Genomic DNA, 26,699 nt, shown 5'->3' with positions numbered 1-26,699 from the left:
ATCTGTGTTAAGTCATTTAAATGTAGATCAATGGGTCATGGCACGTGACCGTCATCGTTTAAATCGACTACGCAAAGGTAAAGATGCGAACGAAAAACAGTATCAGGAATTATTTGAAAAATCGAATCATAAAGTGCGTGAGCGCCTTTCCCGTGTCCCGAATATCAAACTGAATCAAGACCTGCCGGTTACCCAATATAAAGATAAGTTGATTGAAGCGATTCAACAGCATCAAGTGATTATTGTGGCAGGGGAAACCGGTTCGGGTAAAACGACACAGTTACCGCAAATCGCCATGCTAGCCGGACGTGGTTTAACCGGCATGATTGGTCATACCCAACCCCGTCGACTTGCTGCGCGTAGCGTATCTCAACGTATTGCCGAAGAAGTCGGTGAAAAACTGGGTGAATCGATTGGTTTTAAAATCCGTTTTAATGAACAAGGGTCGCAAGATTCCATTGTCCGTTTAATGACGGATGGTATTTTGCTGGCGGAATTGACCAATGATCGATTCCTCACCAAATACGACACCATTATTATTGATGAAGCACATGAGCGTTCACTCAATATCGACTTTATCATGGGCTATTTAAAACAGCTTTTGCCTAAGCGTCGCGATTTAAAAGTCATCATTACTTCAGCAACCTTAGATGTAAACCGCTTTAGCAGTTACTTTTTTGATGCCCCGATTTTTGAAGTCGAAGGGCGTAGTTTCCCTGTAGAACTTCGTTATCGCCCGATTTCAGAAATGACGATTGGCGGTAGTGATGATGATGAATTTGATGACTTTGAAGAAAATCTGCCCCGTGCAGTGGTGCAAGCGGTCAATGAATGTTTTCAGGATGCGCAGGAAAAAGGTCATCCTGAACATGCCGACATTCTGATTTTTGCCAGCACCGAACAGGAAATTCGAGAACTGCAAGAAACCTTGCAAAAGCATGGCCCACGGCATACCGAAATTTTACCCTTATATGCACGCTTGGCTTTAGCGGAACAACAGAGGATTTTTAATCCGGGTGGCAGTGGGCGACGCATTATCATTGCCACCAACGTGGCTGAAACTGCCTTAACCGTGCCCAATATTCGCTATGTAATTGACAGTGGTTTTGCCCGTATTTCACGTTACAGTTACCGTTCACGTGTACAGCGCTTACCAATTGAAGCAGTGTCGCAAGCCGCCGCGAATCAGCGTAAAGGGCGTTGTGGTCGTATTGCACCGGGCGTGTGTATCCGACTGTATTCAGAAGATGATTTCCAGAGTCGTCCTGAATTTACCGAACCAGAAATCAAGCGTACCAATTTAGCCTCTGTGATTTTGCAGATGCAAAGCCTGAATCTGGGCGAGTTGGAAAGTTTCGACTTTATTGAGCCGCCAGATCATCGCTTGGTGAATGACGGTCGCAAGCTGCTGATTGAGCTTGGGGCGATGAATGAAAAAAGTTCTCCTAAAGCTGAAGCTGATAAAGAAAATCCCTCTAAATCTCCCTTTGAGAAAGGGAGACTTTCTAAAGAGGAAGGTTCCTTAACTAAAATTGGTCAGCAAATGGCGAAGATGCCGATTGACCCACGTTTGGCACGCATGATTTTAGGCGGTGCACATTTTGGTGTGCTGAATGAAGTCCTGATTATTGTTGCAGCGCTGGCGGTACAAGATCCGCGTGAACGTCCGGCAGACAAACAGACCCAAGCCGATCAGAAGCATGCATTATTTAAGGAAGGTGATTCTGACTTTTTGTTCTACATCAAGTTATGGGAAACCTTGCAGAATAACCGTGATTCGATGAATGAAAAAAAACGTCGTGATTTTGCCCGCCAACACTTTTTAAGCTGGTTACGTTTGCGTGAATGGAAGAAAACCCATGAGCAACTCTCTGAACTGGCTCAAGGCTTAAAGCTTTCATTTAATGATAAAAAAGCCAGTTATGAAAATTTGCATCGGGCTTTATTGACCGGTTTGCTTTCGTTCATTGCCAATAAAACTGACGAAAAAAATGTCTATATGGCAGTGCGTCAGCAAAAAGCCCGTATTTTCCCAGCATCGACTTTGCATAAAGGGGGTGCATCTTGGGTGATGGCTTTTGAGATGGTAGAAACTTCTCAAGTTTATTTGCGCACTTTGGCAAAAATTGAACCGGAATGGATTTTGCTGGCTGCACCTGATTTGCTGAAGCACCACTATTTTGAGCCACATTGGTCGAAGAAAGCCGGCATCGTCAATTGTTATGATCAAATTTCTTTGTTTGGCTTAATTATTGAACCGAAGCGTTTGATGAACTATGAAAAGGTCGATCAGCCGGCTGCGCATGAAATCTTCCTGCGTGACGCTTTAACTACGGGTAATTTGGGTATTACACCGCCATTCTTAAAGCATAACTTGCTCAAGCTTGAAGAAGTGGAGCGTGTTGAAGATAAACTGCGTCGCCGTGATCTGGTGGTGGATGAAGAAACCATCTATCAGTTCTATGCGTCTAAAGTCCCTGAAGAGGTGGCGAGTCGTCGAACATTTGAAGACTGGCGTGCAACGGTTGAGCCGCAAAATCCACGTTATTTATTTGTCGATGATGATGCGTTGTGGATGAATGATCGTCCAACCACGCAACAATTTCCTGATTACTTGCACAACGGTTCTTTGCGTCTGGCAGCGAACTATCGCTTTGACCCAAGCCATGATGAAGATGGCGCTACGGTTAAAATTCCGGTACAGGCATTGCCACAGGTCGATGAAAATATCTGGTCATGGGGTATTCCGGGCTGGCGTCAGGATTTGATTGAAGCGTTGTTAAAATCACTACCTAAAGATAAGCGTCGTAATCTGGTGCCGATTCCGGATACTGCACGTAAGCTGATGAATGGCATTGATGCAGTACATTTGCGTGAGCACATTTTCAGTTATTTAGCTTTTCAGTTACGTGGTGAACAAATCACTGCAAAAGATTTCTCCTTTGACCGGGTTGATCAGTACTTATTGCCGTTCATTAAAGTCATTGATGAAAAAGGTCGGGTGCTTGAAAAAGGCCGTGATCTGGCTGAACTTAAAGCCCGTTGCCGTACTGAAACGCATAGCCCTGTGAAGCAACTTAAAGGTGAGTTTAAAACCTTCCCTGATAATTTCACTTTTGAAGCCTCGCAAAAAGTGACAGGGGTGATTGTTAAGCAATATCAAGCCTTGGTTCCGACCAAAGCATTTGCAGAGCTGGATGCAAAAGATGAATCTGGGGTAGTGATTCAAACCTTTAATGATCAGGCTGAAGCCATTCGTCAGCACCGGGAAGGGGTGATTCGACTGGTTTATATGCAGTTGGGCGACTTGGTTCGTCAACTGAAAAAACAGATTTCGAAACCACTGGCTTTGGCCTATTCACCGCTGGGTGATAAAGCCAAACTCGAGCAAATGTTAGTTTATGCCACACTGCAGATGACAATAAATGATCTTCCTGTCAATGCTGAAGAGTTTCAAAACTTGATTTTAAATGTAAAAAAATCTTTCCTAATTCATGGACAAGAGGCATTATTAATACTCAGCGATATTTATATCCAGTGGCAGGATATTCGTCGGAAATTGTTGGTTTTAGACGATTCTCTGTTTGGTAAAAATATCGATGACATTGAAGATCAGCTTGATTTGATGAATCTTTCCAACTGTGTGTATGTCAAATCTTCGGATATCTGGCAGGAATTTCCACGTTATTTGAAGGCATTGGTCTTGCGTTTGGACCGCTTGCCAAATAACCTACAAAGGGACAATTCTGCCATTGATCAAGTTGACCCATGGATGGAAAAATTATTTAAGTTTAAAAATGACGCTCGCCTGAAAGAACTGTACTTCATGGTTGAAGAATTTCGCATTTCTTTGTTCTCACAGCCAATGAAAACAAAGATGCCGATTTCTCCAACCCGATTGCAAAAAGTATGGGATCAATTAGGCATTAGTTAACATAGCGGGATATTAGGAGTTTTACATGGGCATTCGTATTACAGGTACTGGTCTTTATCATCCAGAAGAAGCCATTAGCAATGAAGAATTAGTGGCAAGTTTAAATGCTTATGTGGAACAGTTTAACCACGACAATGCGGACAAAATCGCAGCGGGTGAAATTGAAGCGCTTCGCGGTTCAAATGCAGAATTCATTGAAAAGGCATCCGGTGTTAAAAGTCGTTATGTTGCTGAAAAGTCAGGTATCCTAGATCCAAAACGTCTATATCCACGTTTACGTGAACGCAGCAATGATGAACTTTCTATTCAGGCCGAATGGGGTGTTACAGCAGCTAAACAGGCGATGGAAAATGCCGGTGTAACTGCTGAAGACATCGATGTGGTCATTTTGTCATGTTCAAACATCCAGCGTGCTTATCCTGCAGTTTCAATCGAAATTCAAACTGCTTTGGGTATTGAAGGCTATGCTTATGACATGAATGTTGCCTGTTCTGCTGCAACCTTTGGTTTGAAACAAGCGTCTGATGCCATCAAATGTGGCGCACGCCGTGTATTGCTTGTGAATGTGGAAATTACTTCGGGTCATACCGATTTCCGATCACGTGATTGTCACTTTATCTTTGGTGATGTTGCAACAGCATCAATTATTGAAGATACGACCACGAAAACTGGTTTTGAAATTGTAGATACGCATTTATTCACTCAATTCTCAAACAACATTCGCAACAACTTCGGTTACTTGAACCGTAGTGAAGATGCGGTTGTAGATGACAAATTGTTCCGCCAAGACGGTCGTAAAGTGTTTAAAGAAGTGTGTCCACTGGTTGCGAAAATCATTACCAAGCAACTTGAGAAAAATGAAATCGCACCAACTAACGTAAAACGTTTCTGGTTGCACCAAGCCAATGCCAGCATGAATGACCTCATTTTAAAATATGTAGTCGGTAAAGATGCTGATCGCGCGCTTGTGCCAATTATTCTAGATGAGTTTGCCAATACTTCTTCTGCAGGTGTGATCATTGCGTTACACCGTACAGCACATGAAGTGAATGATGGCGAGTACGGTGTACTTTGCTCATTCGGTGCAGGTTATTCAGTCGGTTCGATTCTGGTGCAAAAACACGTTGTTGCATAAGGAACAATGCATTGCAGGTTGAGCATGATGCCAGATGGATTAAGCATTTAAGTACGCTATCTAAACTGTATTTCACGCCAACCTTTTTTGGTGCAGAACATATTGATGCATCCAAGCCTGCAATGTATGTCGGGAATCACACCCTGTATGGGGTGTTTGATTCACCGATCCTGATTGATTATTTATATAATTATCATAAAGTGGCTGTGGTCAGTATTGCTGATCATGGCCATTTTTATTTGCCGGGTTGGCGTACCCTGTTTAAAAAATTCGGTGCGGTCGATGGTAAAAAAGAACATATCCGCGCCGCGATGCAACAAAGTTATTCGATCCTGGTCTTTCCAGGCGGCGGTCGGGAAGTGTTAAAAAGAAAAGGCGAGGCTTATCGGTTGATCTGGAAGCAGCGTTATGGTTTTTTAAAACTCGCGCAAGAATTTAACTACGAGATCGTTCCATTTGCAGCTTTGGGGGGTGATGAAGTCTTTGAACTGGGTTTTGATGCAAATCTGATTATTGAAAGTCCATGGTTTCAAAAGCTGTTGAAAGTACCTCAACTGGATAAATTACTTCGGCATGGTGACGTGATTCCATCCTTGCCTAAAAACCTTATTCCAAAACGCGTACCCTTTTATTTTCAGTTTATGCCACGACAAAATTTAATGCATATTGAAAATGCTGAACAATTAAAAGATTTTCGTGATCAGATTCAGCAACAAATTTATGCCGGATTAGAACACTTAAAACAGCAACGTGAAGTTGAGAAAGTTTGATGAGGCTCGGTGAATATTTTAATAATGAATGATTAAATCGTTAAGCCTGGATGAATTGCCGAGTAGGTTTGATTAAATGCTCAAGTCAGCATACAGTAGCTTCATTCTATTATTAAATTCATCTTAGGATGGTTGTTTAATTTGAGGCGAGTATGGAACAGGATCGTTTAGTACCGCAGTATCAATTGGTTGCGAAACAGTTACTCAGAATTTCTAAAAATCTAAATGAAATTTTTCAGGATCAGCTCAATATTGTCGGTGATCTGAATGCGCAGAATATGTTTCGTATTGATCAAGAACGGCATGCTGTACAAATAGCCAATGGTTTATTTCAACTCGAATTTCATGCACCAACATCAGATCTGAAAAGCATCTTGCAGTGTGATTTTACTTATTTGGGGCAAAAAGCAGAATTAGTTGAAGAATTTATTCTGCATGACCTGTATTTTTTAACCGGTGATTTAAAGCCGCAACATTCGCTTTTTCTACGTCAAAAAGTCCAGCAATTACGACAGCTATTACTCGAGCAGATTTATGTATGGGTTAATGGAGCTGAACGGGTTAGTGCTTATCTAAAATGTCTATGTGTGGATGAAGCTGAAATTATTGATCAGCTGATGATGAATACAGAGATTTATCACTCGAAAATTCTGAGTGATTATGTACTGAATAAAACGGCATTACCTGAAGCTATTGTTCAAATGCTGCAAAAGATTTGTTCTATTCAAGTGGTGTGTGGTGATGAGTTTTTACCACTGCAACCCTTGATGGAATGTCTGGATGAGTTTTGTTTTAGTGCCTCGCAGTTTTTACCTGCCGCCATGTATCGCATTATGGCACTGTCATTTGAAGAGCTTTTCAATTTAAATGAGCTAATCGATCATCAAGATGATATCCAGTTGCTGTATCGTCATGCGCAAGAAAAAACACAATTATTAGGCTTTGTCCGGTTAATACGACGCGAACTTTGGCAACGGGATGATTTATTGTCAAAGCATAATTTTCTTCATGCGACCTCTACGGTTTGGCAGAAAAAAGTCGCCAAACTGCCGCTATTTGATTATCCACGTGCAGTGAACTGGTTGCTTAAACAATCCACTGCTGTGCTGGATTGGCTTAGTCGCCATATTCAACACAGCAGTGTCAGAGTGGCTGTGACAGCTTTAAGTTTTGTAGATACCAGTCGGGTTCACCCACAAGTCATTTTGGCCACTTTGCAGTATTTTCAGCATTCTTCAGCACGCATGTTCATTCATAGTTGTCACTATTTTGCGATGCAAGAAGGCTGGTTTGAGCATGAAAACAATCATAGTGTGGTGTTAAAGGGGCAGCAGCAAGCTCTGGATGATCATCGGATTACGATTAGTCCGTCCATTTTGTACTTGGATGAATGGATGGAACTCATGCGGAATGTCGCGAAAGGCAATGAACAAATCGTAAAAAAAGTTTATTTACGTTTAAGTCGAGTGATGCAAGCTTATATGTTGTATCTACAGAAAATAACCCAAGCATTAGCTGAAGACTTGATGTTTTATATTCGACCTGAAACCCATCAAAATCGTGATTTTTATCCTGTATTACAGCGCTATAAAATGCAGCTGGATGAGTTTCGGCAAATCTTTTATTTACGTGATCGATATACCAGAGTGTCAGTTTTTGATTCCTATGTGCGGGATTATTTGGTCGATTATTTTAGCGGCAATAAAATGGTGCTGAAAAGTACCACATGGATGGGGCTGTTTCATCAAGCGATTCATTGGCATGATCAAATCCAGAAACAGGAAATTATTACTCAGTTAAAGAAAAATTATGCTGAAGCTGTATGGCAACCGCTAATGGTTGAGAAAAAGATTCAGTTTGCAGGCTGGAGCTTTGAAGAACTTGCGGATTTAGACCGAATTATCGAAGAATCTAAAAGATGCCATCATTGCCTAGCAGTCAGCTATGCACAGCGTATTATTGACGGGGAATATGTGGCTTTTCACATGGCTTTGCAATCAGGTACGCATCATATGACTTTAGGCTGTGATCTGCGAGATGGACAGTTGGTCTATGATCAGTTGGAATATCCGCATAATCAAAAAGCCGAATATCTTTTTGTGAATGTTGCTCTGCAATTTATCTCCTGGTTAAATGTACAGTTAATACCACTTAAGTGACAGTGGATGTCGTTAAACTTTTTTCTGTGCTTAACTTTTAGGGAAAAAATCGGTAGGCTATAGCCGTTAATTTACGGTTATAGGTCTTATGAAACAAGAAACTGCACTCAAGCTTTTAAAAGCGGGCGAAAATGTCTTTTTAACAGGTTCGGCTGGTGCAGGGAAAACCTATACTCTCAATCAGTACATCAATTATTTAAAAGCCCGTAAAGTACCGGTGGCGATTACTGCATCAACCGGTATTGCGGCAACCCATATGAATGGCATGACTATTCATACTTGGGCAGGCATCGGCATTAAGGATTTTTTATCTGATGCTGACCTGAAAAATATGAAAGAGCGTAAATACCTAAAAGAGCATTTAGAAAATGCCCAAGTATTAATTATTGATGAAATTTCAATGTTGCATGCCAAGCAGCTGAATTTGGTCAATCAGGTTTTAAAATATTTTAAAGAAAGTGATGAAGCTTTTGGTGGCATTCAAGTGATTGTCGCAGGTGACTTTTTTCAGTTACCGCCAGTCGGTAAAAATGACGAACGCAATCGCGATAAATTCTGCTTTATGTCTGATGCGTGGGTCGAAGCAAAATTCCGGGTTTGTTATTTGACCGAGCAACATCGTCAAGGTAACGATTATTTAAATGACATTTTAAATGCCATTCGTAGTCAAAGTATTACCGCTGAACATTTACAGGCTTTAGAACAAACCCGCCAGCAAGATATTGGTGAAACCTTTACCCGTTTGTATACCCATAATATGGATGTGGATGCGATCAACTTTAAGCATCTGAATGCCATTGAGGCGGATGAGCGACAGTTTGAAGCTGTCTGTGATGGTAATGACAAACTGATTGAAACTTTAAAGTCATCGGTGCGTGCGCCTGAAAATCTCACCTTAAAGAAAAATGCCAAAGTGATGTTTGTAAAGAACAACTTTGATATGGGTTATATCAACGGTAGTTTAGGCGAGGTGATTGGCTTTGAAGAAGATGATGATCATGGCATTTTACCTAAAGTGAAGCTCACCGATGGCACAGTGCTGATTGTTACGCCTGAAACATGGTCGGTCGATAACGATGCCGGTAAAACCATTGCCAGTTTTCAGCAAATTCCACTGCGTTTGGCCTGGGCGATTACCATTCATAAATCTCAGGGCATGACCCTGGAAGCGGCTGAAATTAATCTGGCCCATACTTTTGAGAAGGGTCAGGGCTATGTCGCAATATCACGTCTAAAAGCTTTAAGTGGCTTAAAACTGCTCGGAATTAATGAACAAGCTTTGGAGCTGGATAGTTTGGCGATTAAAGCCGATCGACGTTTTCAGGAATTATCTAATGAAGCAGAAAATCACTTTGAGTCGATTGATTTAGCGCCGCAACATAAAGCCTTCATTCGTCATTGTGGCGGTACCTTGAATGAAACTGAAATTCAGCGTAATGAAAAGAAAATTGCAAAAAGTGGCGGTAAAACCAATTATGCCACTGCCACACTGGATGAAACGCGTGAGCTTTTTGTCGAAGGCTATGAAATTCAGGATATTGCGGTTGAGCGCGGATTAACCCCTGCAACCATTATTAATCATCTAGCCAAATTGCATAAAGAACAGGGCTTGGATATTTCTGTGGCACATCCGGGTGAAGAAGTCGTAGAACAAGTGCGGAAAATTTATAAACGTTTAATGAAGCGTCAAAGTCCGGAACATTTTAGTGAAGATGGAGTCATTAAGCTGCGTCCAATTGTGGAAGCAACTACACCGCGTATGGGTTATGATCAGGTGCGTTTGGCTTTACTTTTTGTTGAGTAAGTTTTCAATAGCTAGATCAAAAAAGGACATCATTCGATGTCCTTTTTATTTAAATTTTTGCCGTGATATAAATGTTTTATGACTCGATCAATATTTATGCTTTGGGTTCGGCAGTCATCATGCCCATGCCGGCAATCCATTCCTGAATTGGTTCATAATAATGCACTTCCGAATCATATTCGCCACTTGCAGAAAGGGCTGAAAATGCTGCAATCCAGGCACGAATTTCCTGACCACCACGTCCGCCATCACGACGAATTTCATCATTAGTCATATTGGCTAAGTAATCAAAATCTGCATTTTTAAAGCGCTGCAATAAGTCTTTATCCCATTCAGGATTTAATGGTAGCGCTGCTGATAAATCACCATCTGCCAGACGCTGTCCAACCGCAATGACTTTGGATTGACGGTTCTCGCGTGCTTCGGCTGTCGGGTTACGGCCCGCAATTAAGAATTCCTGAACTTCTGGTGCTGCGGTGCTAATTTGCGGTGTCGGTGGATCATGTGATAAACCACCCGATCCAATAATTAAAATGCGTTCATCTAAGGTTTTAAGATATTCGCCAATCACTTTACCCAGTTCAATCACTCGTTTGGTACGTGGCATCGGTGCAGCAGCACCATTAATAAACACCGGAATGACGGGATAACGATCAAGCTGACCTTCACAGAGTAAATCGAGTGGTTGGGTAAAACCATGATCGGCTTGCATACGATATGAATAGGAAACATCAATATCGTGCTCTAAACAGTGTTCAATTAAGCCGAGTGCTTTATCTTCTGGAACGTCCAATGGTGCAGGTCCATAGTTCCAGTCACCCGCAGCAGTTGCACGTACACCAACACAGAAACTTGGCATCAGGTCGTAAAAGAAACCATTAAAATGATCTGGACCAAAGACCACAATGAGTGTGGGATCATAGGCTTTAACCTGTTCAGCCAGTTTTTGAAATGTTGCACGTGCAGCTGCTTCAATCTCTGCAGGGGGAGATGCAAAATCCAGTAATGGAGTATGCGAGACACATATGAGTTTTATGGGCATTTTTTCTCTCAAATCTGCATTTATTTAATGATTTGAGCTTAAATATAAAGGGACAGCTAAATACAATATTTATCTTAGATCGAACCATAGTAAAAACATTCATGTTAAACAGATGTGCTTAGGTTGATTATTTTTAGCATATTGAAATATATTTGTTTATTTTACTTTTGACAGGCTTTAGCTAGAGGGTGTTGAAAAGATCATAGTCAGTTTAGTTTTAATTCCTGCAAGGCTAAGACCAAAGTTCTAAAGGTGTCTAAATTTCTAAGTTATGGATAGTGAAAAAGTTATTTAAAGTTAAATTTGAGGCATTATAAAAGTAATACTTTAAGTTAAAAAAATAATTTGTTATGTTGTTTCTGAATAAAAAAAATTGAATAAGTTTTAAAATAGAAAAATAGGATGATTTTTTCTATTACTCAAGACAATTAAAAAAATAAAAGGGAAGAATTTATGAAGCAGTATCAGAGAGCGGCTTTAGCCTTGGTGGTCGCCAAGCTGGAATTTGGAAATACTAAATCCAATATTTATGATTATAACGAAAGCTCGTATCCTCAAATAAGTGGCAATGTGAATCAACATGAAGCTAAACTTTATGATTATCAGCGATCAGTCATTTTTGAGGGGCGAAATACCGGTCGAGAGTTTAATTTATATGATTATGGTCATAGCGAATTTATCAGTTTAAAAAAGAAAGGTGTAAAAAAATACGAAGGTTATCATTATGGAAATTCAAGTTATTTCGAGATTACGATTTCGGGTTCTACCTTAAGTTTTTATGACTTTAGCACAGGGCAATATTATCGCTTTTCTTAATGGCTGATTCATTTTATCCCAAGTAAATCGAGGTGGAATCACACACAAGCGTGCAGCATGTGTCAAAATACTGTCATAAAATACAAAGTCAGCAACCGTCACAAATGAAAGCCCTACATCAATTTGCGCTTGCCAGTTTTGCTTACTTCAACCGCTTGAGCTTTAGTTAGAAATTCGACTTGAGTAGATTCGCCTTTCCAATATGATTCGGAAGAAACCTTAAGTTCACGTTTTTCCCCAACACATGGATAGCCAAGAATCTGAGAATTAATAATCATGATGTTTTTCCTGCAAAGAGATTCTTTTCGTTGAAAACATCATCGAATAGAACCAAGCATGAAAAAAACTAATTAACTTCGTGGTATATTGAATTATATTCATTATTATTCTTTTGAAAATTTATCTGAGTGCGTATCTTTAAATAGAATTATTTTCTATAAAGTTTTCTCACATGTGGCTTTGCTACATGTCTTGCACTCGGGAAAAGTTTCACTTTGCGGATCCTTGTTCACATGTTAGAAATTCGTCACTTAAAAACTTTAACTGCATTGCGTGAGCATGGTTCATTGGTGGCTGCTGCCAATGATTTGTGTTTAACGCCCTCAGCAATTTCTCATCAACTTAAAGAACTGGATCATTGGTATGGGGTAGAGGTGGTGAATCGCCGTAGTCGCCCGGTGACTTTTTCTAATGTTGGACAGCGTTTACTCAAATTGGCTGATGATGTTTTGCCACAAATTCAGATTACCCAAACAGACATTACCCGTATTGTGCATGGTCAGACCGGGCGTATTATTTTCTCATCTGAATGCCATAGTTGTTTTGACTGGTTGATGCCTTTGCTCAATCAATATCGTCATTTATATCCAGATGTAGATCTGGATTTTGCTTCAGGTTTTGAATCGAATCCACATGAACTTTTGCAAAATGCAGAATTTGATATGTTGATTACGGCTGATCCGATTGCATTAAAAGGCATCGAATATTTCCCGATTTTTGAGTATGAATCACGTCTGGTTTTATCAAATACTCATCCATTGGTACGTGCCGAACGCATTACCGTGCAAGAGTTGGCAGATGAAACCCTGATTACTTATCCAGTCGATAAGCACCGTTTAGATATCATGGCGAAATTATTTATTCCTGCAAATATCCAACCGAAGCACGTACGCACTACAGATTTAACTCAGATGCTGATTCAGTTGGTGGCGAGTGGTCGAGGTATTGCGGCACTTCCAGATTGGGTGGTGAATGAATATGAGCAAAAAGGCTGGGTGACTTCACGCCGTTTAGATTGTGTCTCTGCCACAGGTTTGCGCCGTACTTTATATGCGGGCTATAGAACTGAAGAGAAAGAGAAAAGTTATTTTGAAGGTTTCTTAAAGCAATTGGCTAAATTCTCGCAAAAGCGTAATCAGTATTATATGAATTAATCTGTATTTGAATGCATTGGCTAGGCATGCGTATACGTTTGTAAATTGCGCATGCCTTAAATTGATTATTTACGATTGAATACATCTACAATCAGATTGGTGCGTGTAAGAGTAAAGATAAATATCGAGAGAAAGATTGCCATAATGGCTAAATATCGAGTCCATGAATATTTGGAACCTTTTCCTTCCCAAACTTGTAACTGCACGCTTTGAAACTGAAAGTTGCTGCGTTCGGTAATTTCAGCATGTGTGGCAAAACTTGAGTCTGATGTATCTTGTGTAGCATCAACAGAAAATGGATCCGAAGCCAGTACCAGTAAGACAGGCTCGTTGGCTTTATAATTATGAGTATCATCTTCACGAAAAGCTTCTGGGTGATAGCCAATTTTGCTCATTCGTTCAGTTCCTCCAATAAAGCGTAATTCTACTTCACCATCTGCAATAGCATAGCCACGAGCTACCATAACAAAACGGTAAGGGTTATTTGCTGCTGTTGCTTCATAGCCGATTGAGAGTTTAGGGCGTTTATTTATATCGGGTTTAGGCATTGTAGTGTTGTTGAGTGCCTCAATTTCTTCAAGGGTGAGATCATAGCTACCTATGAGTTGTTGTCCATACTCACCAGGTTTAGGTTCATGAGAAACTTTAGCGCAAGCAGTAAGAACCAGTATTAATCCCCCAAACAATAAGACCTGCGTTTTTTGTAAAATATTTATATTTTTTAAGAGTTCCATAATTATTCCTTTTATTAGGTTTAAAAAATAACAAGCGAGTCATGTTGTTTGAAGAATAGGCGCAACGCCGCACTTTGTTGTTGTAGTGTTGGACGACTTAACATCACATCAAGACTACGTATAATGACGTCACAGCTTTTTGGATTTTCCCCATCGATATCATGCAATAACCAAATATCATCACCAAACTCAGAACGAAGGTCTTTGGAAATTTCGGACCATTGGCTTTTAGCAAAATTTTCATCATAAGGCACAGATGTTTGCTTGTGCTTCAGTACTGCTGTAATTGCCTGTATGGTTTTTTGCTGTGTGGATTTAGAAATGACATTCTGAACTTGAGCAATATCTTTATTATGGCTAGGTGAGGTAATTAGAGCACATGCTTTGTTGCGCCGGGCATCACGCAGTTGCTGAACATAAGCTTCAGACCATTGCACAAGTACAGCATCTGGTAGTTTAAAAGGAATCAGAGGATCGATATTGTGATGTAAGGTTGAAGAAACAAGAGACTTAAAGTTTTGATCATCCATACTATTGTTGGGTAGTTTAATTAATTCACTATAAGTAACAGAATCACCAGTTTCAAAAGCCCGTAGGATTTTGAACTGTTGTAATATTTCTTGTCTGTGCTGAATTGGGCTATCACTGTATTGATATTTATTTTGTTCCTGTTTGGCTTGATATTGATTGATTCCCCAAAACAATACGCAAAAGCCAATACCGGTCATAGTGATGAATTTCATAATGATTATAATGTGCTGTTTTTATCAGTGAATAATATAATATTGTTTGAAATTTAAACACATGTTTTATAGGAAATTTTCGCTTAATTCATTATATTATTCACTATGTAAAGCACAGGTCGATTAGATTATAGACCTATCCTTTCTTCATATTTTAGCAATCAGAAAGTAGAAAATTAATCACGTGACATAAAACAGCTAAAACGAGTACCCTGACACGGAGTTAGCCTATACAATTTCTTCGAAAATTTCTAAAATTCATTAACACTTTTTCTTTAAATCTCCTGCATCTTTTTCGGGTCGCTTTATGCCTAAATCTAAAAAACCTTCGCAAGAACAACTAATGTCAGTCATTTAGACACAAACGGCTATTGTGAAGCTTGGACTCGATCTGAATGCAGTCATGACATTGGTGGCTGAACAAGCTCAAAGCATTACCCAAGCCAAAGGGGCTGTGGTTGAGTTGGCTGAAGACGGGGATATGGTTTACTGTGCTGTATCGGGTGGTACTTCACGTTTTCTGGGCTTGCGTCTGAAACTGCAAAATAGTTTATCTGGCTTATGTATTGCGCAAAATGAAATCTTGTATTGTCAAGATAGTGAGGTAGAGATGCTTTTAAAGTCGGTGATTTACAGATTTTAAGCTTGATCTCAGCTGTGATGTATCATGTAATACAGTTTGGTGCGCAGGAACTTTATAAACTGGCAACTCAAGGTAATCTCCCTGGTTTAGCTAATCGGGCTCACTTTTTTAAGAATGACCAATAAACAGGGTTAATATCCCTGCAGCGATCAAAGGACCAACTGGAACACCGCGTAATACAGCAACGCCTGCAACTGTCCCGATGAGTAAGCCTGCAACTACATCGGGTTGATTGCTCATCAGCTTAACGCCACGTCCACCCAGCCAGGCCACTAAAACACCAATCGCAATTGCCAGTAATGATTTCCAGCTCATAAAGGATTTTAAAATCGCATCTCCCGGAATTTTTCCACTGGCAATGGGGGTCAACACACCAATGGTTAAAATGATGATGCCGATATTTAAACCGTGTTGCTGCAAGTAAGGAAAAAATTCACTCAGCGGGGTAATGCGAAAGACAATTAAAACACCGGCAGCAATCGTGACTGCACTATTATGACTAAAAATACCGCAAGCCAATAAAACAAGGAGAACGATCAGATTTAAATCTAAATTGGACATTACTTTTAGGGAGATTGAAAAAAATAAGACCTATTGTATCGGGTTTTGCGCTGAGATTTACTTTAAAGACTGCGAACAATAAAATTAGCCTGCATTTCAGTATAGAATGCGCCTTTCGTGATAGTTAAAGGGTTAGGTTTATGTTCTTGGAAAAGATGTTGCAATCGCAAGGTTTTGGTTCGCGTAAACATTGCCAGCAGCTCATTAAAAATGGAGCGATTGCCATCCAAGGTGAAGTCATCACCAATGCAAAACATAAACTGGATTTAAATAACTTAAGTTTTTCCGTATATGGCGAAAGTTTTGATTATCGTGAAAAGGTTTATATCGCTTTAAATAAGCCTCAAGATTATGAATGTTCACATCAAGCCACGCATCATTTTAGTGTGTTCGACCTGTTTGATGATGTGTTGATGAACCGTGGTTTGCAATGTGTAGGACGTTTAGATCAGGATACCAGTGGGCTTTTATTGCTTACAGATGATGGTCAGTTTCTACAAGCCTTAACCCATCCTAAAAAACACGTGGCTAAAGTCTATCGAATGCAAACCGCTGATCCTGTGACAGAGCAACAAATTCAGCAATTACAGCAGGGCGTAGAATTACATAATGAATCTGGTATTTTTGCAGCGACAGATGTGATTCAACTTGCAGAAAATGAATTACAGCTGACCATTCATCAAGGAGTTTATCATCAGGTTAAACGGATGTTAGCTGCAGTAGGCAATAAAGTTGAACGATTGCATCGTCAGCAAATTGGGGCTTTAGCGCTTCCTGAATTAGAGCAAGGGAAGTGGATTTATTTAACAGAACAACAGGTAGAGCTGGCCAAGACACGCATGGTTATTTAAGGAAACAATGATAGATTTTAAATTCATCATCTTTCACAAAACCCATTTGCTCATAGAGTTTATGTGATTGGTAATTGGTTTTTTGAGTTTCTAAGCTAATGCGTAGTGCATTTTCATGGCGTGCAAATAAAATAGCTGTATCAATCAGTTGTTTTGCTGAACCCTGACGTCGAAACGTTGGGGTGACATAAACATCATCTAAAATATAATAGATAGAACAAGCGACTGAAGAAAAACCTAAATAGAGTAAAATAAAACCGGTAAAGACATCGTCTTTGATATGAATAAAAATGACACTTTCCTGATTTTCAAAGCGTTGTTTTAAAAATTGATAAGACAAATTTATGTTGGAAGAAGCACCATAAAATTGGCGATATTCATCGAATAAAACTGCAAGTGGATGTAAATCTTCTAGAGTTGCGCGTCTTACGATCATTCTATACTCCATGCATTTTTTGTCTTCGCATGAAGCATAACTAATTTTTTATATTCAGTTTTTTAAAATTTGTTTGTAAATGCAACACTGTTAAGTTTTGTCACTTTCACCCAAAATAGCATTCAGCTCTTCAAATAAATCTAAATGATCATCATCTAAAATAAACTCTTCGTCAGCATCAACAAGTTGTTCTACATCACTATTTAAAGTGCTTTGCTGTTGCTTTAATTTACGGATTTTATACAGCTGTTCAAGGTTAATACTTTGATTTTCAATAGAAAATGGGATTGATTTGGTTAGAACGACTTGTTTGAAAAACAGTCGAACCGCTTGTGCTGGCGTAATCCCCAATTGTTTAAACACCGCAAAAGCATGCTTTTTTTCTTGGGAGTCAAGTCTTACTTGGTAAACTTCTGTTTTTCTCATGATTTTTTGAATACGTCTAATTACTTAACTTTTCAGCATTTATTTTAATCAAATCTAATGTAATTTCAATATTCATACACTATATTTACGAAAATAAATTGTAATGACAAGCATATTACAATGTCAATTCAAACTTTGATGAAAATTCCATCTCTTTAAAAGTCACTGGGTCATTGAAGTGAATATGCTTTGCTAAAAGCTGCAGTGGCGCCGAAAAGTCATCTTCCCTTTTATGTTGTACCACTGGATAAAAAGGGTCATTTTTGATGGCAATGCCCAAACTGTTCAAGTGAACACGCAACTGATGTTGCTTGCCAGTGATCGGTTTGAGTTGGTATTTTGCCCAAACAGAATCATGTTCAATTAAATTAATTTCCGTTTCACTATTTATTTTTCCTTCAACCACTTGCATCGTATAAAAGGGTTGACCTTTTTCCATTCGATAGCGTGTATAACATGGAAATGTTAAAGCTGAATGAAAAGGTGCAATGGCATGATAGGTTTTTTTAACCTGGCGTTGTGCAAACATTTCTTGATAGGCAGCACGAGTCGCTGCCTGTTTCGAGAATAAAACCACACCAGCAGTTTCACGGTCGAGACGATGAATAGGCGTTAAAAATTCATTTCCCGTTTGTTTTTTTAAACGTACTAACAGTGTTTCTTGTACATATTGACCAGTAGGGCTGATGGTTAAAAAATGTGGTTTGTCTATCACCAGTAAGTGTTCATTTTCAAATAAAATTTCATGTTCAAACGGAATATGTATTTCATGGGCTAGAAAACGGTAGTAAAACACGTGGCTATTTTCAATATATTCAGAATCAAAACTTAAGATATTCCCCAAGGCATCATAAATTAAACGATCCGCAAAGCGTTGTTGCCATTCATTTGCTGTAATATGCGGAAACTGCTGACACAGATATTGATACACAGTTGCCGGTGCAGGCTTCATTTTAGGAAGAAATACTTTGCTTGCGCTTACGCCATCAATCATTGGCGGAATAAATTCAGTGCTGGTCATGTGATTTGTCGTGGATCAATCTGTCGTCAATAGAAATTAATAATATTTACAATGAAATGTAGGAAAAGTTACACATTTAGAAGTGTGAGCATGGGCAATAAAGCGGTGCGATGCTATCATAATTGGTCTTTGGAATCATGTCGTGAGTAATATGCAGTATTCATTTAAATTAGCCTTGAACAATGAAGACGATACCCAAAATTTAGCACAGGTTTTGGCGCAGCATTTTAGCACGGGCGTGGTTTATTTAATTGGTGATTTAGGTGCAGGGAAAACCACACTAACACGTTATTTTTTGCAAAGTTTAGGGCATAAAGGGGCGGTAAAAAGTCCAACTTATACCTTGGTTGAACCCTATAATATTCATGGTAAAGATATCTTTCATTTCGATTTATATCGTTTAAATGATCCTTATGAACTTGAATTAATGGGTATTCGCGATTATTTGGAAACACCGAATGCGCTATTTTTATTTGAATGGCCTTCAAAAGGTGGCGATGAAATTCCCGAGCCGGATCTGATCATTAATATTGAAAAATCTGAAGATGAACTGACGCGTACTGCGAGTTTAAGTTTCTCATCGGCAGCATTAAAACAAGCCTTAGAGAGTCAGTTGAACCATGCGTGATAATTTAAGCGAACGTCGTATTCATACCCTTAATCCTGCACTGGCGAACCAGATTGCCGCAGGTGAGGTGATTGAGCGACCAGCATCGGTGGTGAAAGAATTATTAGAAAATTCAATTGATGCGGGTGCGACTGAACTTATTATTCGCGTTGAACAAGGTGGCAGTACCTTAATTGAAATCATCGACAATGGTCATGGGGTTCATCCTGAAGATTTAGCTTTGGCAGTCATGCGTCATGCCACCAGTAAAATTCAAACTGCGGATGATTTACAGGCCATTGTCAGTTTGGGTTTTCGTGGTGAAGCATTGGCCTCGATTGCTGCTGTTTCACGTTTAACCCTGACCAGCAGCCAGAATGATGAAGGTATTGGTTATCAGGTTGAAGTGAACGGTACTGCTTTTGATCATCAGGAAATTCAAGCGGTAGCGACGCAAAAAGGCACCCATATTCGAATCCAAGACCTGTTTTTTAATGTGCCTGCACGGCGTAAATTTTTAAAAAAGCAGGGTACTGAGTTTGGGCATATTGAAGAAATTGTCCGTCGTCTGGCATTAATCCATTTTGATATCCGTTTTGTTTTAGAGCATAACAATAATATTCGTTTGAATCTGCCGGTTGCTGATAGTGGTGAGTTGCGTTTTCAGCGTGTTCAGCAATTATTGGGTCGCCAATTTACTGAAAATGCCTATTGGATTGATGCCGATAGCATCAGCATGCGGTTGTCTGGTTGGCTCGGACATCCCTCCGATGCGCGTTCACAAGCGGACTTGCAGTATGTCTATGTGAATGGGCGGATTGTGAAAGATAAAACCATTTCCCATGCCTTGCGTATGGCTTACGACGGGATTTTGCATGGTCATCAACATGCTGCGTATTTGCTGTTTTTAGAAGTTGATCCTGAAAATATTGATGTCAATGTGCATCCAACCAAACATGAAATTCGTTTTTTAAATCAACGTGAAGTACATGAGTTTGTGCGTCATTTTGCTAAAGAAACCCTGTCCCAGTTTCAAACGGCAAGTGCTGACTTGGCTCAGGCAATGAAAATGCAAGATGAGACTATTCAGAATCCTCAAACGCAACATCCGCGTTATCAGGAACAGTTTCAATTGCATCGTGCTGTGGGGACTTTACAGCCAGCAATGTCAGTTGAATCATCCACTGAGTTATTAACTGATTTTAATGCCAGTAGTCCACAAACCATTCAATATTCATCCCAGTCTTCACAAAGTCGTTATGCGGGATCACAGCAACTGAATAATGCCTTGCAAAGCTATTTAGCGCCATTACGTGAATCAACTTCATCGACTGCCGATGCAGCATTGAATCAATTTGAACAAAGTGCAGCCGTTCATGTCGATGAGCATCCATTGGGTATTGCGATTGCACAATTGCATGGAATTTATATCCTTGCGCAAAACACCGAAGGCTTGATTATTGTGGATATGCATGCTGCACATGAGCGGATTGTGTTGCAGCAAATGAAAGCCGCGTGGGATAAACCAGAATTTTGGACATCACAACAGCTGCTTATTCCCAAAGTCATCAGTATCAGTCGTATGCAAGCCATGCGGATCGATGAATTGAAAGATCAGCTTGCGCGTTTAGGTCTGGAAATTGATCAATATGGCGACGAACAAGTGATTGTACGTGGGGTGCCGGCTATTTTGCATAAGGCCGATTTTGAATCTTTAGTGCCCGAATTGCTGAATGATTTAGACCCAAGTGATGAAGCCCAAGGTTTGCTGCAAAAGCGCGATCAAATTTTGGCGGGAATGGCCTGTCATGGCGCAGTTCGTGCGCATCGTATCCTGAGTCTTTCGGAAATGAATGCTTTGCTGCGCCAAATGGAACAAACAGAATTTGCCAGTCAGTGTAATCATGGACGTCCAACCTGGCGTGCATTTCCACTTTCACAATTAGATAAACTTTTTGCTCGAGGAGAGTAGTTGTACATGTCAAATCAATTGCCGGTCATCAACTTAATGGGACCTACTGCAAGTGGTAAAACCGCTTTGGCATGTGAACTTTATGAGCAAGGTCGTTTTGAGCTGATCTCCGTCGATTCTGCGCTGGTTTATAAAGATATGGATATTGGTACAGCCAAACCGACGAAAGAAGAGCAGGCGCGTTATCCGCATCATCTGATTGATATTATTACGCCTTTGGAAGTGTATTCAGCTGCACAATTCGTAGAAGATGCCTGTGTACTGATTGATGATATACATGCACGGGGTAAAACACCGATACTGGTGGGTGGAACCATGCTTTATTTCAAGGCTTTACTAGAAGGGTTGTCAAGCAATTTACCCAGTGCAGATCATGCTATCCGGGCTGAAATAGAAGCGCAAGCAGAGCAGCAAGGCTGGGAGGCGGTTTATGCAGAGTTGTGTGCTGTCGATGCTTTAGCGGGTCAGAAATTCAAGATGAGTGATAAGCAACGAATCATCCGTGCACTGGAAGTATTTAAGCTTACAGGGCAGCCGATTACAAAACTACAAGCCGAGCAACCTAAAAATATACCCTATCGTTACACTTTTCATAATCATGCTTTATTGCCCGATCGTGTAGAATTACATAAACGTATTGAACAGCGGCTTAAAACTATGTGGGATATCGGATTTTTACATGAAGTGGAAAGTCTGATTGAAAAATACGATTTAAATGATAATTTACCCTCAATGCGCTCTGTCGGTTATCGTCAAACTTTAGAATTCCTGCAAAAAAGTGATCAAAGTAACGAAAAACGGCAAGAAATGGAGGATAAGTCTTTGTTTGCGACACGACAACTTGCAAAACGTCAATATACCTGGTTAAGATCTTTGCAAGAATCGCATAGTTTTAAAACATATTTGACGATAACGCAGGCTCAAGAAGACTTGCGAAACTGTTACGGATAAAGCAAAATTTGGTAACTGTCTTTTTATAATTTTTATTTGAAAAATAGAGATAGTTTTTTGCGCTGATTTTTAAAATTTTTTTGGAGTTATAACATGTCTAAAGGTCAAACTTTACAAGATCCGTTCTTGAATTCTCTCCGTAAGGAACGCATCCCTGTTTCTATCTTCCTTGTTAACGGTATTAAATTACAAGGTCATATTGAATCTTTTGACCAATATGTCGTTTTATTAAAAAATACTGTAAGCCAAATGGTTTACAAACATGCGATTTCTACAGTAGTTCCTGCACGTAACCCACGTCCTGCTGGTGCTCCTGCTGGTGCTCAAGGCACTCCTGGTAGCTTTGGTGCTCAAGGCGGTCAAGGCGGCTTCGGCGGTCAAACTGGCGGCTTCGGTGGTCAAGGCGGCTTCGGTGCTCAAGGTGGCTTCGGTGGTCAAGGTGGCTTCGGTGGTCAAGGTGGCTTCGGTGGTCAAGGCGGTTTTGGTGGTCAACAAGGCGGTTTTGGTGGTCAACAAGGCGGTTTCGGTGGTCAAGGTGGCTTCGGTGGTCAATCTACCCCTGGTTTTGAAGGCGAAACAAAATTTGAAGATCCTCAAGATGACGAAAATAATCGTTAATTATTGATTTTTAAAAACCTCTCCTCGTGAGAGGTTTTTTTTTATTTAAAAATTTATAGTTTTAAAATAAATGACCCTGCCAAATTCTTATGTAGAGCTGGACCCAATATTAATGAAATAAAAAACCAGTTGCTCATCACAACCGGTTTTTTAAGAATTAAATAAATCAAGTTTATTTATTTTTTTTACGATCCAGACTCGGATCCTTAATCTCTACGAAAGCATTGCTACGAATTTCACGTAACCAGCTATCTAGCTCTGCATCAAATTGGCGTTCACCTAGAATTTGACGCGCCATACGTTCTTGATATTCACGTGTCATGTCTTGTTGGCGAGTATCTGTCACTTGAAGAATGTGCCACCCAAATTGTGTTTGGAATGGGGCACTGGTTTGACCTACAGGCGTGTTTTTCATCTGTGTTTCAAACTCGGGAACCATAACACCCGGGCTAACCCAGCCCAAGCTACCGCCATCGCGAGCAGAACCTGGATCGTTAGAGAAGGTGGAAGCCAATACTGCAAAATCTTCACCCGCTTTTAAGCGATTATAAATGCTGTCAATTTGTTGTTTTGCATTTTCAGGACTCACCACTTCAGAAGGTTGAATCAAAATATGGCGTGCTTTATATTGAGGCACAATGGCTTTTTGCTCTGCACCTTTACGATCTAATAATTTTAAAACATGTATTCCATCTTGTGCAGAAATGAGGTCAGTCGTTTGTCCCGCTTGTAGTGGGCTTACACGTGCTGCAAGTTCGCTTGGAAGGTCAGATAGATTACGAAAGCCCGTATCTGTACTTTCTACTTTTACGCCATTGGTAGTGAATTTTTTATCAATTGCACTAATGTCATTGCTGTCTTTTAATGCGGCTTTAACTTGCTCAGCAACTTTTTCCAGGTTTTTTTCACCCGAAATACGAACATGCAAAACATGCACTTGATTGCCTAAGGTTGCTTGACCTTGTGGGGTTTTTAGAAAATTTTCCACATCTTGATCACTGATTTTAATACGTGACATCACCATTTGTTGACGTAGGCGATTGATGGCTAAATCTTCTGAAATACGGTTACGCAACGATTCATAAGTTCCTGGTGCAATCCCATCCAGTTTTTGCTGAAACGCTTCTAAGCTTGGGCTGTTAGACTGTTTTGCAACCTTCATTACCGCTTCGTTAAGCTCTTTTTCATTGGGTTTAATGTTATAGCGTTTGACTTGCTCAAGCTGTGCTTGGCGAATAATCAGCTGGTCAAGTGCTTGTTGTTGCAAAAATTGCGCTGGTGGGACTGGTTTTTTTTGAGCTTCAAGTTGATGTTTTATTTCAGCAATACTTTGATCTAAATCACTTTTTAAAATAACACTATTATCTACCAAAGCAACCACTTCGTCTGTTGGTTGTGCGAATGAAGCCATTGATGAAGAAAGGGCTAAAGCAAGAGCAGTCGCTTTAAAAAAATGTTTTAACTGTATTGTCTTCATTAACGTTGTGTCCAAGATTGATTAATTTTATTAAAACCTAGAATACGATTTTCTAGTAATGATGAAAGTTTTTTGTTGAAACCACCTAGGCCTTTAAGGCTGACTTCCGCCATAATAGCGCGTTTTGCACTCACGCCATCCGCATTCACATCGTCTAGGTCATTATAGTAAGAACGACCATAAACCGAAATGCCCCAACAACACGCTTCATAATTTACACCCAATAAATATTCACGTGCGACGTTGTTTTCTATGTCGTATTGAGCATGTCCCATAATGCGCCAGTTGTTAGATACTGGCTGAATAAAGGATGCAACGACTTGGTCATATTGCTTTTGCTGGTTTGGAATATCTTGGCGATAGAAGTAACCCAGGTTATATAGATTACCTTGCTCGCCAGTGTAATAAAGCTGGAAGTCACGTTGAGCATTATCGCCATTCGACATCCATGCCGAGTTTGCACCAATGGTGAAATTTTGTGACAGTTGACTAGATACGCTTAAAATAGGACCGGTACGACGGTCAGTATCAAACTGATCAGGTTCATTGTTTAGGTTTACACGACGATCTTCGAAGTAAAAGCTTTGTCCAACACTGGTTTTTAAACGTTCCAGACCAATTTCATCAAATAAGCTATAACTTAGACCTAAAGATAAGAAATTGTTGTCTTCTAAACGGTCATGACCATAAAAGCGACGCGGGCTGAACAATTGATCATAATTGATTGATGCCGTTGCCGAGTCGAAGTTTGGATGGCCATCCTGGTTTTTATACGGTGCATAGGCATAAAATGCACGGGGAGTGATTGTTTGTAGGTATTTACCTTCTTTTTCAAAGGTTAAACCGGTATCTAAAGTGAATTGCGGTACAGTTACCGATTGATTTTCATTAGAAGAATTGAGGTCTTGATTAGCATTAATAGTGTCTTGATCGTAGAAAGTATTGACATTACGAATCGACACTTCTGGAATGACAAATGACCACGGATTACGGTAATTATAACGAACAGCGAAGTCATTATAGATACGCGTACCACTTGGCTCATAAGAACCAGTATTAGCTGCATTGGAAAGGCTAATATCTTTTTTAAAGTAAGCAGTATCGTTATTAAATTCGTATTGTAAACCCAGTGGATTGCCTGTCTTATAATTTAACAGGAACTGTGGTAAACGGGCATAAGGGCGGTCTTCATCGGGAACAGAATTATCCAGTGTCTGAAAATCTTCAACTTTTAACTGAGCTTTTAAACCGGGAATGCCATTTTTATAGTTAACTTCCCAAGCGCGACGTAAGTTTAAGTCGGTCTTGGAGTTGGGGTTACTATTTAAATCAGAGAAATAATCTTTATCTGAGGCATAGTTATAATCTAGGTTGGTAGAAAATTGATCGTTGATTTGCCAGTTATGTAATAGATGTAAGTCTTTACGGTCTTGGCCCTCATATTTATCATCCGAAGCTAAGTAACCACCCCAAATCATACCCGAGCCGAAATTCTCTGTTAAATAACGGAATTCGCCTTCAAGCATTGGTCCGCGATCAGCAATATATCGCGGAGTAACCGTAGCATCGTAATTCGGTGCCAAATTTAAATAAACTGGAACAGCAAGTTCTATACCACCATCATTGGTAAAGCCGAAACTTGGTGTCAAAATACCTGTAGTGCGGCGGTCATCAATCGGGAAGTTAAAGTAAGGAACCGCTAAAACTGGAACATCTTTAACATACAGCTTGGTTCCGCGAGTTTCGCCGCGACCTGTTTCCTGATTTAAAGTGATTTTATTGGCTTGAATTTTCCAGGTTGGTGTTTCATCGGGTGGACAGGTGCTGTATGTCGCATTGTTCATCACCACAACATTGTCAGAAGTGCGGGCAATTTTTTCCGCATGACCATGCGCATGTTGTTCTTCAGAAATATAGAAGCTGTTGTTTAAATCGCCTTGCTGGGTTTTTAAATTGTAATTAATTTGATCACTTTGTGCGAGTAATCCGGCTTGCGCCATTTGCACACGACCTTCAGCATTGGCAAAAGTTTGTGTTTGATCAATGGTGATTTTGTCGGCACGAATTTGACGGCCTTGTTGATCAATGAGTACATTGCCTTGAAGGACGGAGTCGCCATTTGGATCGTAATGACCATAATCTGCAGTAACGACTGACGTTGCTTCAGATGCTTCTACGGCTTTGGTTTCTGGACTAATAGGCGTAATCCAGGCACCTTGACAATAGGCAGAGCTTAAATATTGTCCTTTACGTTGTTGCGCTTCAGGCGATGATTTATCAACGTAGTATTGTTCAAAAAATTGTTGTCCAGGATAAGCTTCCTGAATGCTGTCCTTCATTTTTTGGTTGTCGACAGTCGAAGCTGGAAGTGTGGACTCAGCATAGCTTGAAATCGAGCTGCCACATAAAAGGGTCAAGATAGCAGTCGCTAAAGGATTAAATTTGAACTGATGCTTCATTTGTATCATTAACCAAGTATGCTTAATCGCAATTAATTATTCTCGCATCATAGAGAAAAAGTTTATAAGTGGCTACACTTAGTACTTTAAAAACTCAGCCTGTTTTA

23 protein-coding genes and 1 pseudogene are annotated in these 26,699 nt (G+C 40.0%); 13 read left to right on the top strand and 11 right to left on the bottom strand.

The window, feature by feature from the left end:
* Positions 1–37 precede the first annotated feature (37 nt).
* The 5 genes from hrpA to B9T23_RS02250 all read left to right on the top strand — a co-directional run bounded on the left by hrpA (position 38) and on the right by B9T23_RS02250 (position 9,802).
* Positions 38–3,934, top strand: a complete 3,897-nt coding sequence (hrpA, locus tag B9T23_RS02270) for an ATP-dependent RNA helicase HrpA (protein WP_407640412.1) — start codon at positions 38–40, stop codon at positions 3,932–3,934.
* A gap of 25 nt (positions 3,935–3,959) precedes the next feature.
* Positions 3,960–5,069, top strand: coding sequence for a beta-ketoacyl-ACP synthase III (locus B9T23_RS02265; RefSeq protein WP_086192815.1), 1,110 nt, complete (start codon positions 3,960–3,962; stop codon positions 5,067–5,069).
* An 11-nt stretch (positions 5,070–5,080) separates the two neighbouring features.
* Positions 5,081–5,839, top strand: a complete 759-nt coding sequence (locus B9T23_RS02260) for a lysophospholipid acyltransferase family protein (protein WP_086192814.1) — start codon at positions 5,081–5,083, stop codon at positions 5,837–5,839.
* A gap of 152 nt (positions 5,840–5,991) precedes the next feature.
* Positions 5,992–7,998 carry a hypothetical protein gene (locus tag B9T23_RS02255; protein ID WP_086192813.1) on the top strand — a complete coding sequence of 669 codons (2,007 nt, stop codon included), beginning with the start codon at positions 5,992–5,994 and terminating at the stop codon, positions 7,996–7,998.
* 88 nt (positions 7,999–8,086) lie between these two features.
* Positions 8,087–9,802, top strand: coding sequence for an AAA family ATPase (locus B9T23_RS02250; protein ID WP_086192812.1), 1,716 nt, complete (start codon positions 8,087–8,089; stop codon positions 9,800–9,802).
* 94 nt (positions 9,803–9,896) lie between these two features.
* On the opposite strand, the gene B9T23_RS02245 is transcribed toward B9T23_RS02250, so the two are convergent.
* Positions 9,897–10,844: a 3-carboxyethylcatechol 2,3-dioxygenase gene (locus B9T23_RS02245; RefSeq protein ID WP_086192811.1), complete on the bottom strand. Its 948-nt coding sequence runs from the start codon at positions 10,842–10,844 to the stop codon at positions 9,897–9,899.
* Between the two features lie 453 nt (positions 10,845–11,297).
* Between B9T23_RS02245 and B9T23_RS02240 the strand changes: the two genes are divergently transcribed.
* The gene (locus B9T23_RS02240; RefSeq protein WP_086192810.1) at positions 11,298–11,660 is read left to right on the top strand and encodes a hypothetical protein; all 363 of its coding nucleotides are present in this window, start codon (positions 11,298–11,300) and stop codon (positions 11,658–11,660) included.
* Here B9T23_RS02240 and B9T23_RS17115 read toward each other — a convergent pair.
* Positions 11,613–11,762, bottom strand: a complete 150-nt coding sequence (locus B9T23_RS17115; protein ID WP_265733406.1) for a hypothetical protein — start codon at positions 11,760–11,762, stop codon at positions 11,613–11,615. The genes B9T23_RS02240 and B9T23_RS17115 overlap by 48 nt on opposite strands.
* Before the next feature lie 11 nt (positions 11,763–11,773).
* A complete protein-coding gene (locus B9T23_RS17110; RefSeq protein WP_265733405.1) occupies positions 11,774–11,938 on the bottom strand; it encodes a hypothetical protein in 165 nt (54 codons plus the stop codon).
* A 234-nt stretch (positions 11,939–12,172) separates the two neighbouring features.
* On the opposite strand from B9T23_RS17110, the gene B9T23_RS02230 reads away from it, so the two are divergent.
* Positions 12,173–13,093, top strand: a complete 921-nt coding sequence (locus tag B9T23_RS02230; protein ID WP_067725985.1) for a LysR family transcriptional regulator — start codon at positions 12,173–12,175, stop codon at positions 13,091–13,093.
* Positions 13,094–13,158: 65 nt separating this feature from the next.
* Here B9T23_RS02230 and B9T23_RS02225 read toward each other — a convergent pair whose 3' ends face one another.
* Both B9T23_RS02225 and B9T23_RS02220 read right to left on the bottom strand, forming a co-directional pair.
* On the bottom strand, positions 13,159–13,827 hold the full coding sequence (locus B9T23_RS02225; protein ID WP_228145890.1) for a hypothetical protein: 669 nt from the start codon (positions 13,825–13,827) through the stop codon (positions 13,159–13,161).
* Between the two features lie 20 nt (positions 13,828–13,847).
* Positions 13,848–14,570: a hypothetical protein gene (locus B9T23_RS02220; protein WP_143222491.1), complete on the bottom strand. Its 723-nt coding sequence runs from the start codon at positions 14,568–14,570 to the stop codon at positions 13,848–13,850.
* Positions 14,571–14,940: 370 nt separating this feature from the next.
* Here B9T23_RS02220 and B9T23_RS02215 point away from each other — a divergent pair.
* A pseudogene (locus B9T23_RS02215) lies at positions 14,941–15,320 on the top strand (GGDEF domain-containing protein); the annotation flags it as partial.
* 1 nt (position 15,321) lies between these two features.
* Here B9T23_RS02215 and B9T23_RS02210 read toward each other — a convergent pair.
* Positions 15,322–15,774, bottom strand: coding sequence for a DUF441 domain-containing protein (locus tag B9T23_RS02210; protein WP_086192808.1), 453 nt, complete (start codon positions 15,772–15,774; stop codon positions 15,322–15,324).
* 140 nt (positions 15,775–15,914) lie between these two features.
* Between B9T23_RS02210 and B9T23_RS02205 the strand changes: the two genes are divergently transcribed.
* The gene (locus tag B9T23_RS02205) at positions 15,915–16,625 is read left to right on the top strand and encodes a pseudouridine synthase (RefSeq protein WP_086192807.1); all 711 of its coding nucleotides are present in this window, start codon (positions 15,915–15,917) and stop codon (positions 16,623–16,625) included.
* On the opposite strand, the gene B9T23_RS02200 is transcribed toward B9T23_RS02205, so the two are convergent.
* The 3 genes from B9T23_RS02200 to B9T23_RS02190 form a co-directional block, all read right to left on the bottom strand.
* On the bottom strand, positions 16,618–17,061 hold the full coding sequence (locus B9T23_RS02200) for a GNAT family N-acetyltransferase (protein WP_067725996.1): 444 nt from the start codon (positions 17,059–17,061) through the stop codon (positions 16,618–16,620). The two genes, B9T23_RS02205 and B9T23_RS02200, sit on opposite strands and share 8 nt — an antisense overlap.
* Positions 17,062–17,151: 90 nt before the next feature.
* Positions 17,152–17,487: a type II toxin-antitoxin system RelB/DinJ family antitoxin gene (locus B9T23_RS02195; RefSeq protein WP_086192806.1), complete on the bottom strand. Its 336-nt coding sequence runs from the start codon at positions 17,485–17,487 to the stop codon at positions 17,152–17,154.
* 115 nt (positions 17,488–17,602) lie between these two features.
* Positions 17,603–18,508, bottom strand: a complete 906-nt coding sequence (locus B9T23_RS02190; protein ID WP_086192805.1) for a pseudouridine synthase — start codon at positions 18,506–18,508, stop codon at positions 17,603–17,605.
* 151 nt (positions 18,509–18,659) lie between these two features.
* On the opposite strand from B9T23_RS02190, the gene tsaE reads away from it, so the two are divergent.
* From tsaE to hfq, 4 genes are all read left to right on the top strand, one after another.
* Positions 18,660–19,136: a tRNA (adenosine(37)-N6)-threonylcarbamoyltransferase complex ATPase subunit type 1 TsaE gene (gene tsaE, locus B9T23_RS02185; RefSeq protein WP_086192804.1), complete on the top strand. Its 477-nt coding sequence runs from the start codon at positions 18,660–18,662 to the stop codon at positions 19,134–19,136.
* A complete protein-coding gene (gene mutL / locus B9T23_RS02180) occupies positions 19,129–21,087 on the top strand; it encodes a DNA mismatch repair endonuclease MutL (RefSeq protein WP_086192803.1) in 1,959 nt (652 codons plus the stop codon). Before tsaE ends, mutL begins: the two co-directional genes overlap by 8 nt.
* 6 nt (positions 21,088–21,093) lie before the next feature.
* A complete protein-coding gene (gene miaA, locus B9T23_RS02175; RefSeq protein WP_086192802.1) occupies positions 21,094–22,038 on the top strand; it encodes a tRNA (adenosine(37)-N6)-dimethylallyltransferase MiaA in 945 nt (314 codons plus the stop codon).
* Positions 22,039–22,131: 93 nt separating this feature from the next.
* Positions 22,132–22,656 carry an RNA chaperone Hfq gene (gene hfq / locus B9T23_RS02170; RefSeq protein ID WP_086192801.1) on the top strand — a complete coding sequence of 175 codons (525 nt, stop codon included), beginning with the start codon at positions 22,132–22,134 and terminating at the stop codon, positions 22,654–22,656.
* Between the two features lie 172 nt (positions 22,657–22,828).
* Here the strand turns inward: hfq and B9T23_RS02165 are convergent, their stop codons facing one another.
* Both B9T23_RS02165 and B9T23_RS02160 read right to left on the bottom strand, forming a co-directional pair.
* On the bottom strand, positions 22,829–24,133 hold the full coding sequence (locus B9T23_RS02165; RefSeq protein ID WP_086192800.1) for a peptidylprolyl isomerase: 1,305 nt from the start codon (positions 24,131–24,133) through the stop codon (positions 22,829–22,831).
* Positions 24,133–26,592, bottom strand: a complete 2,460-nt coding sequence (locus B9T23_RS02160) for an LPS-assembly protein LptD (RefSeq protein WP_086192799.1) — start codon at positions 26,590–26,592, stop codon at positions 24,133–24,135. The genes B9T23_RS02165 and B9T23_RS02160 overlap by 1 nt, the downstream gene beginning before the upstream one ends.
* Between the last annotated feature and the right edge of the window lie 107 nt (positions 26,593–26,699).

The sequence above is a fragment of the Acinetobacter terrae genome, from assembly GCF_002135195.1.
Lineage (GTDB): Bacteria > Pseudomonadota > Gammaproteobacteria > Pseudomonadales > Moraxellaceae > Acinetobacter > Acinetobacter terrae.
This window is presented reverse-complemented; position numbering and strand designations above follow the sequence as displayed.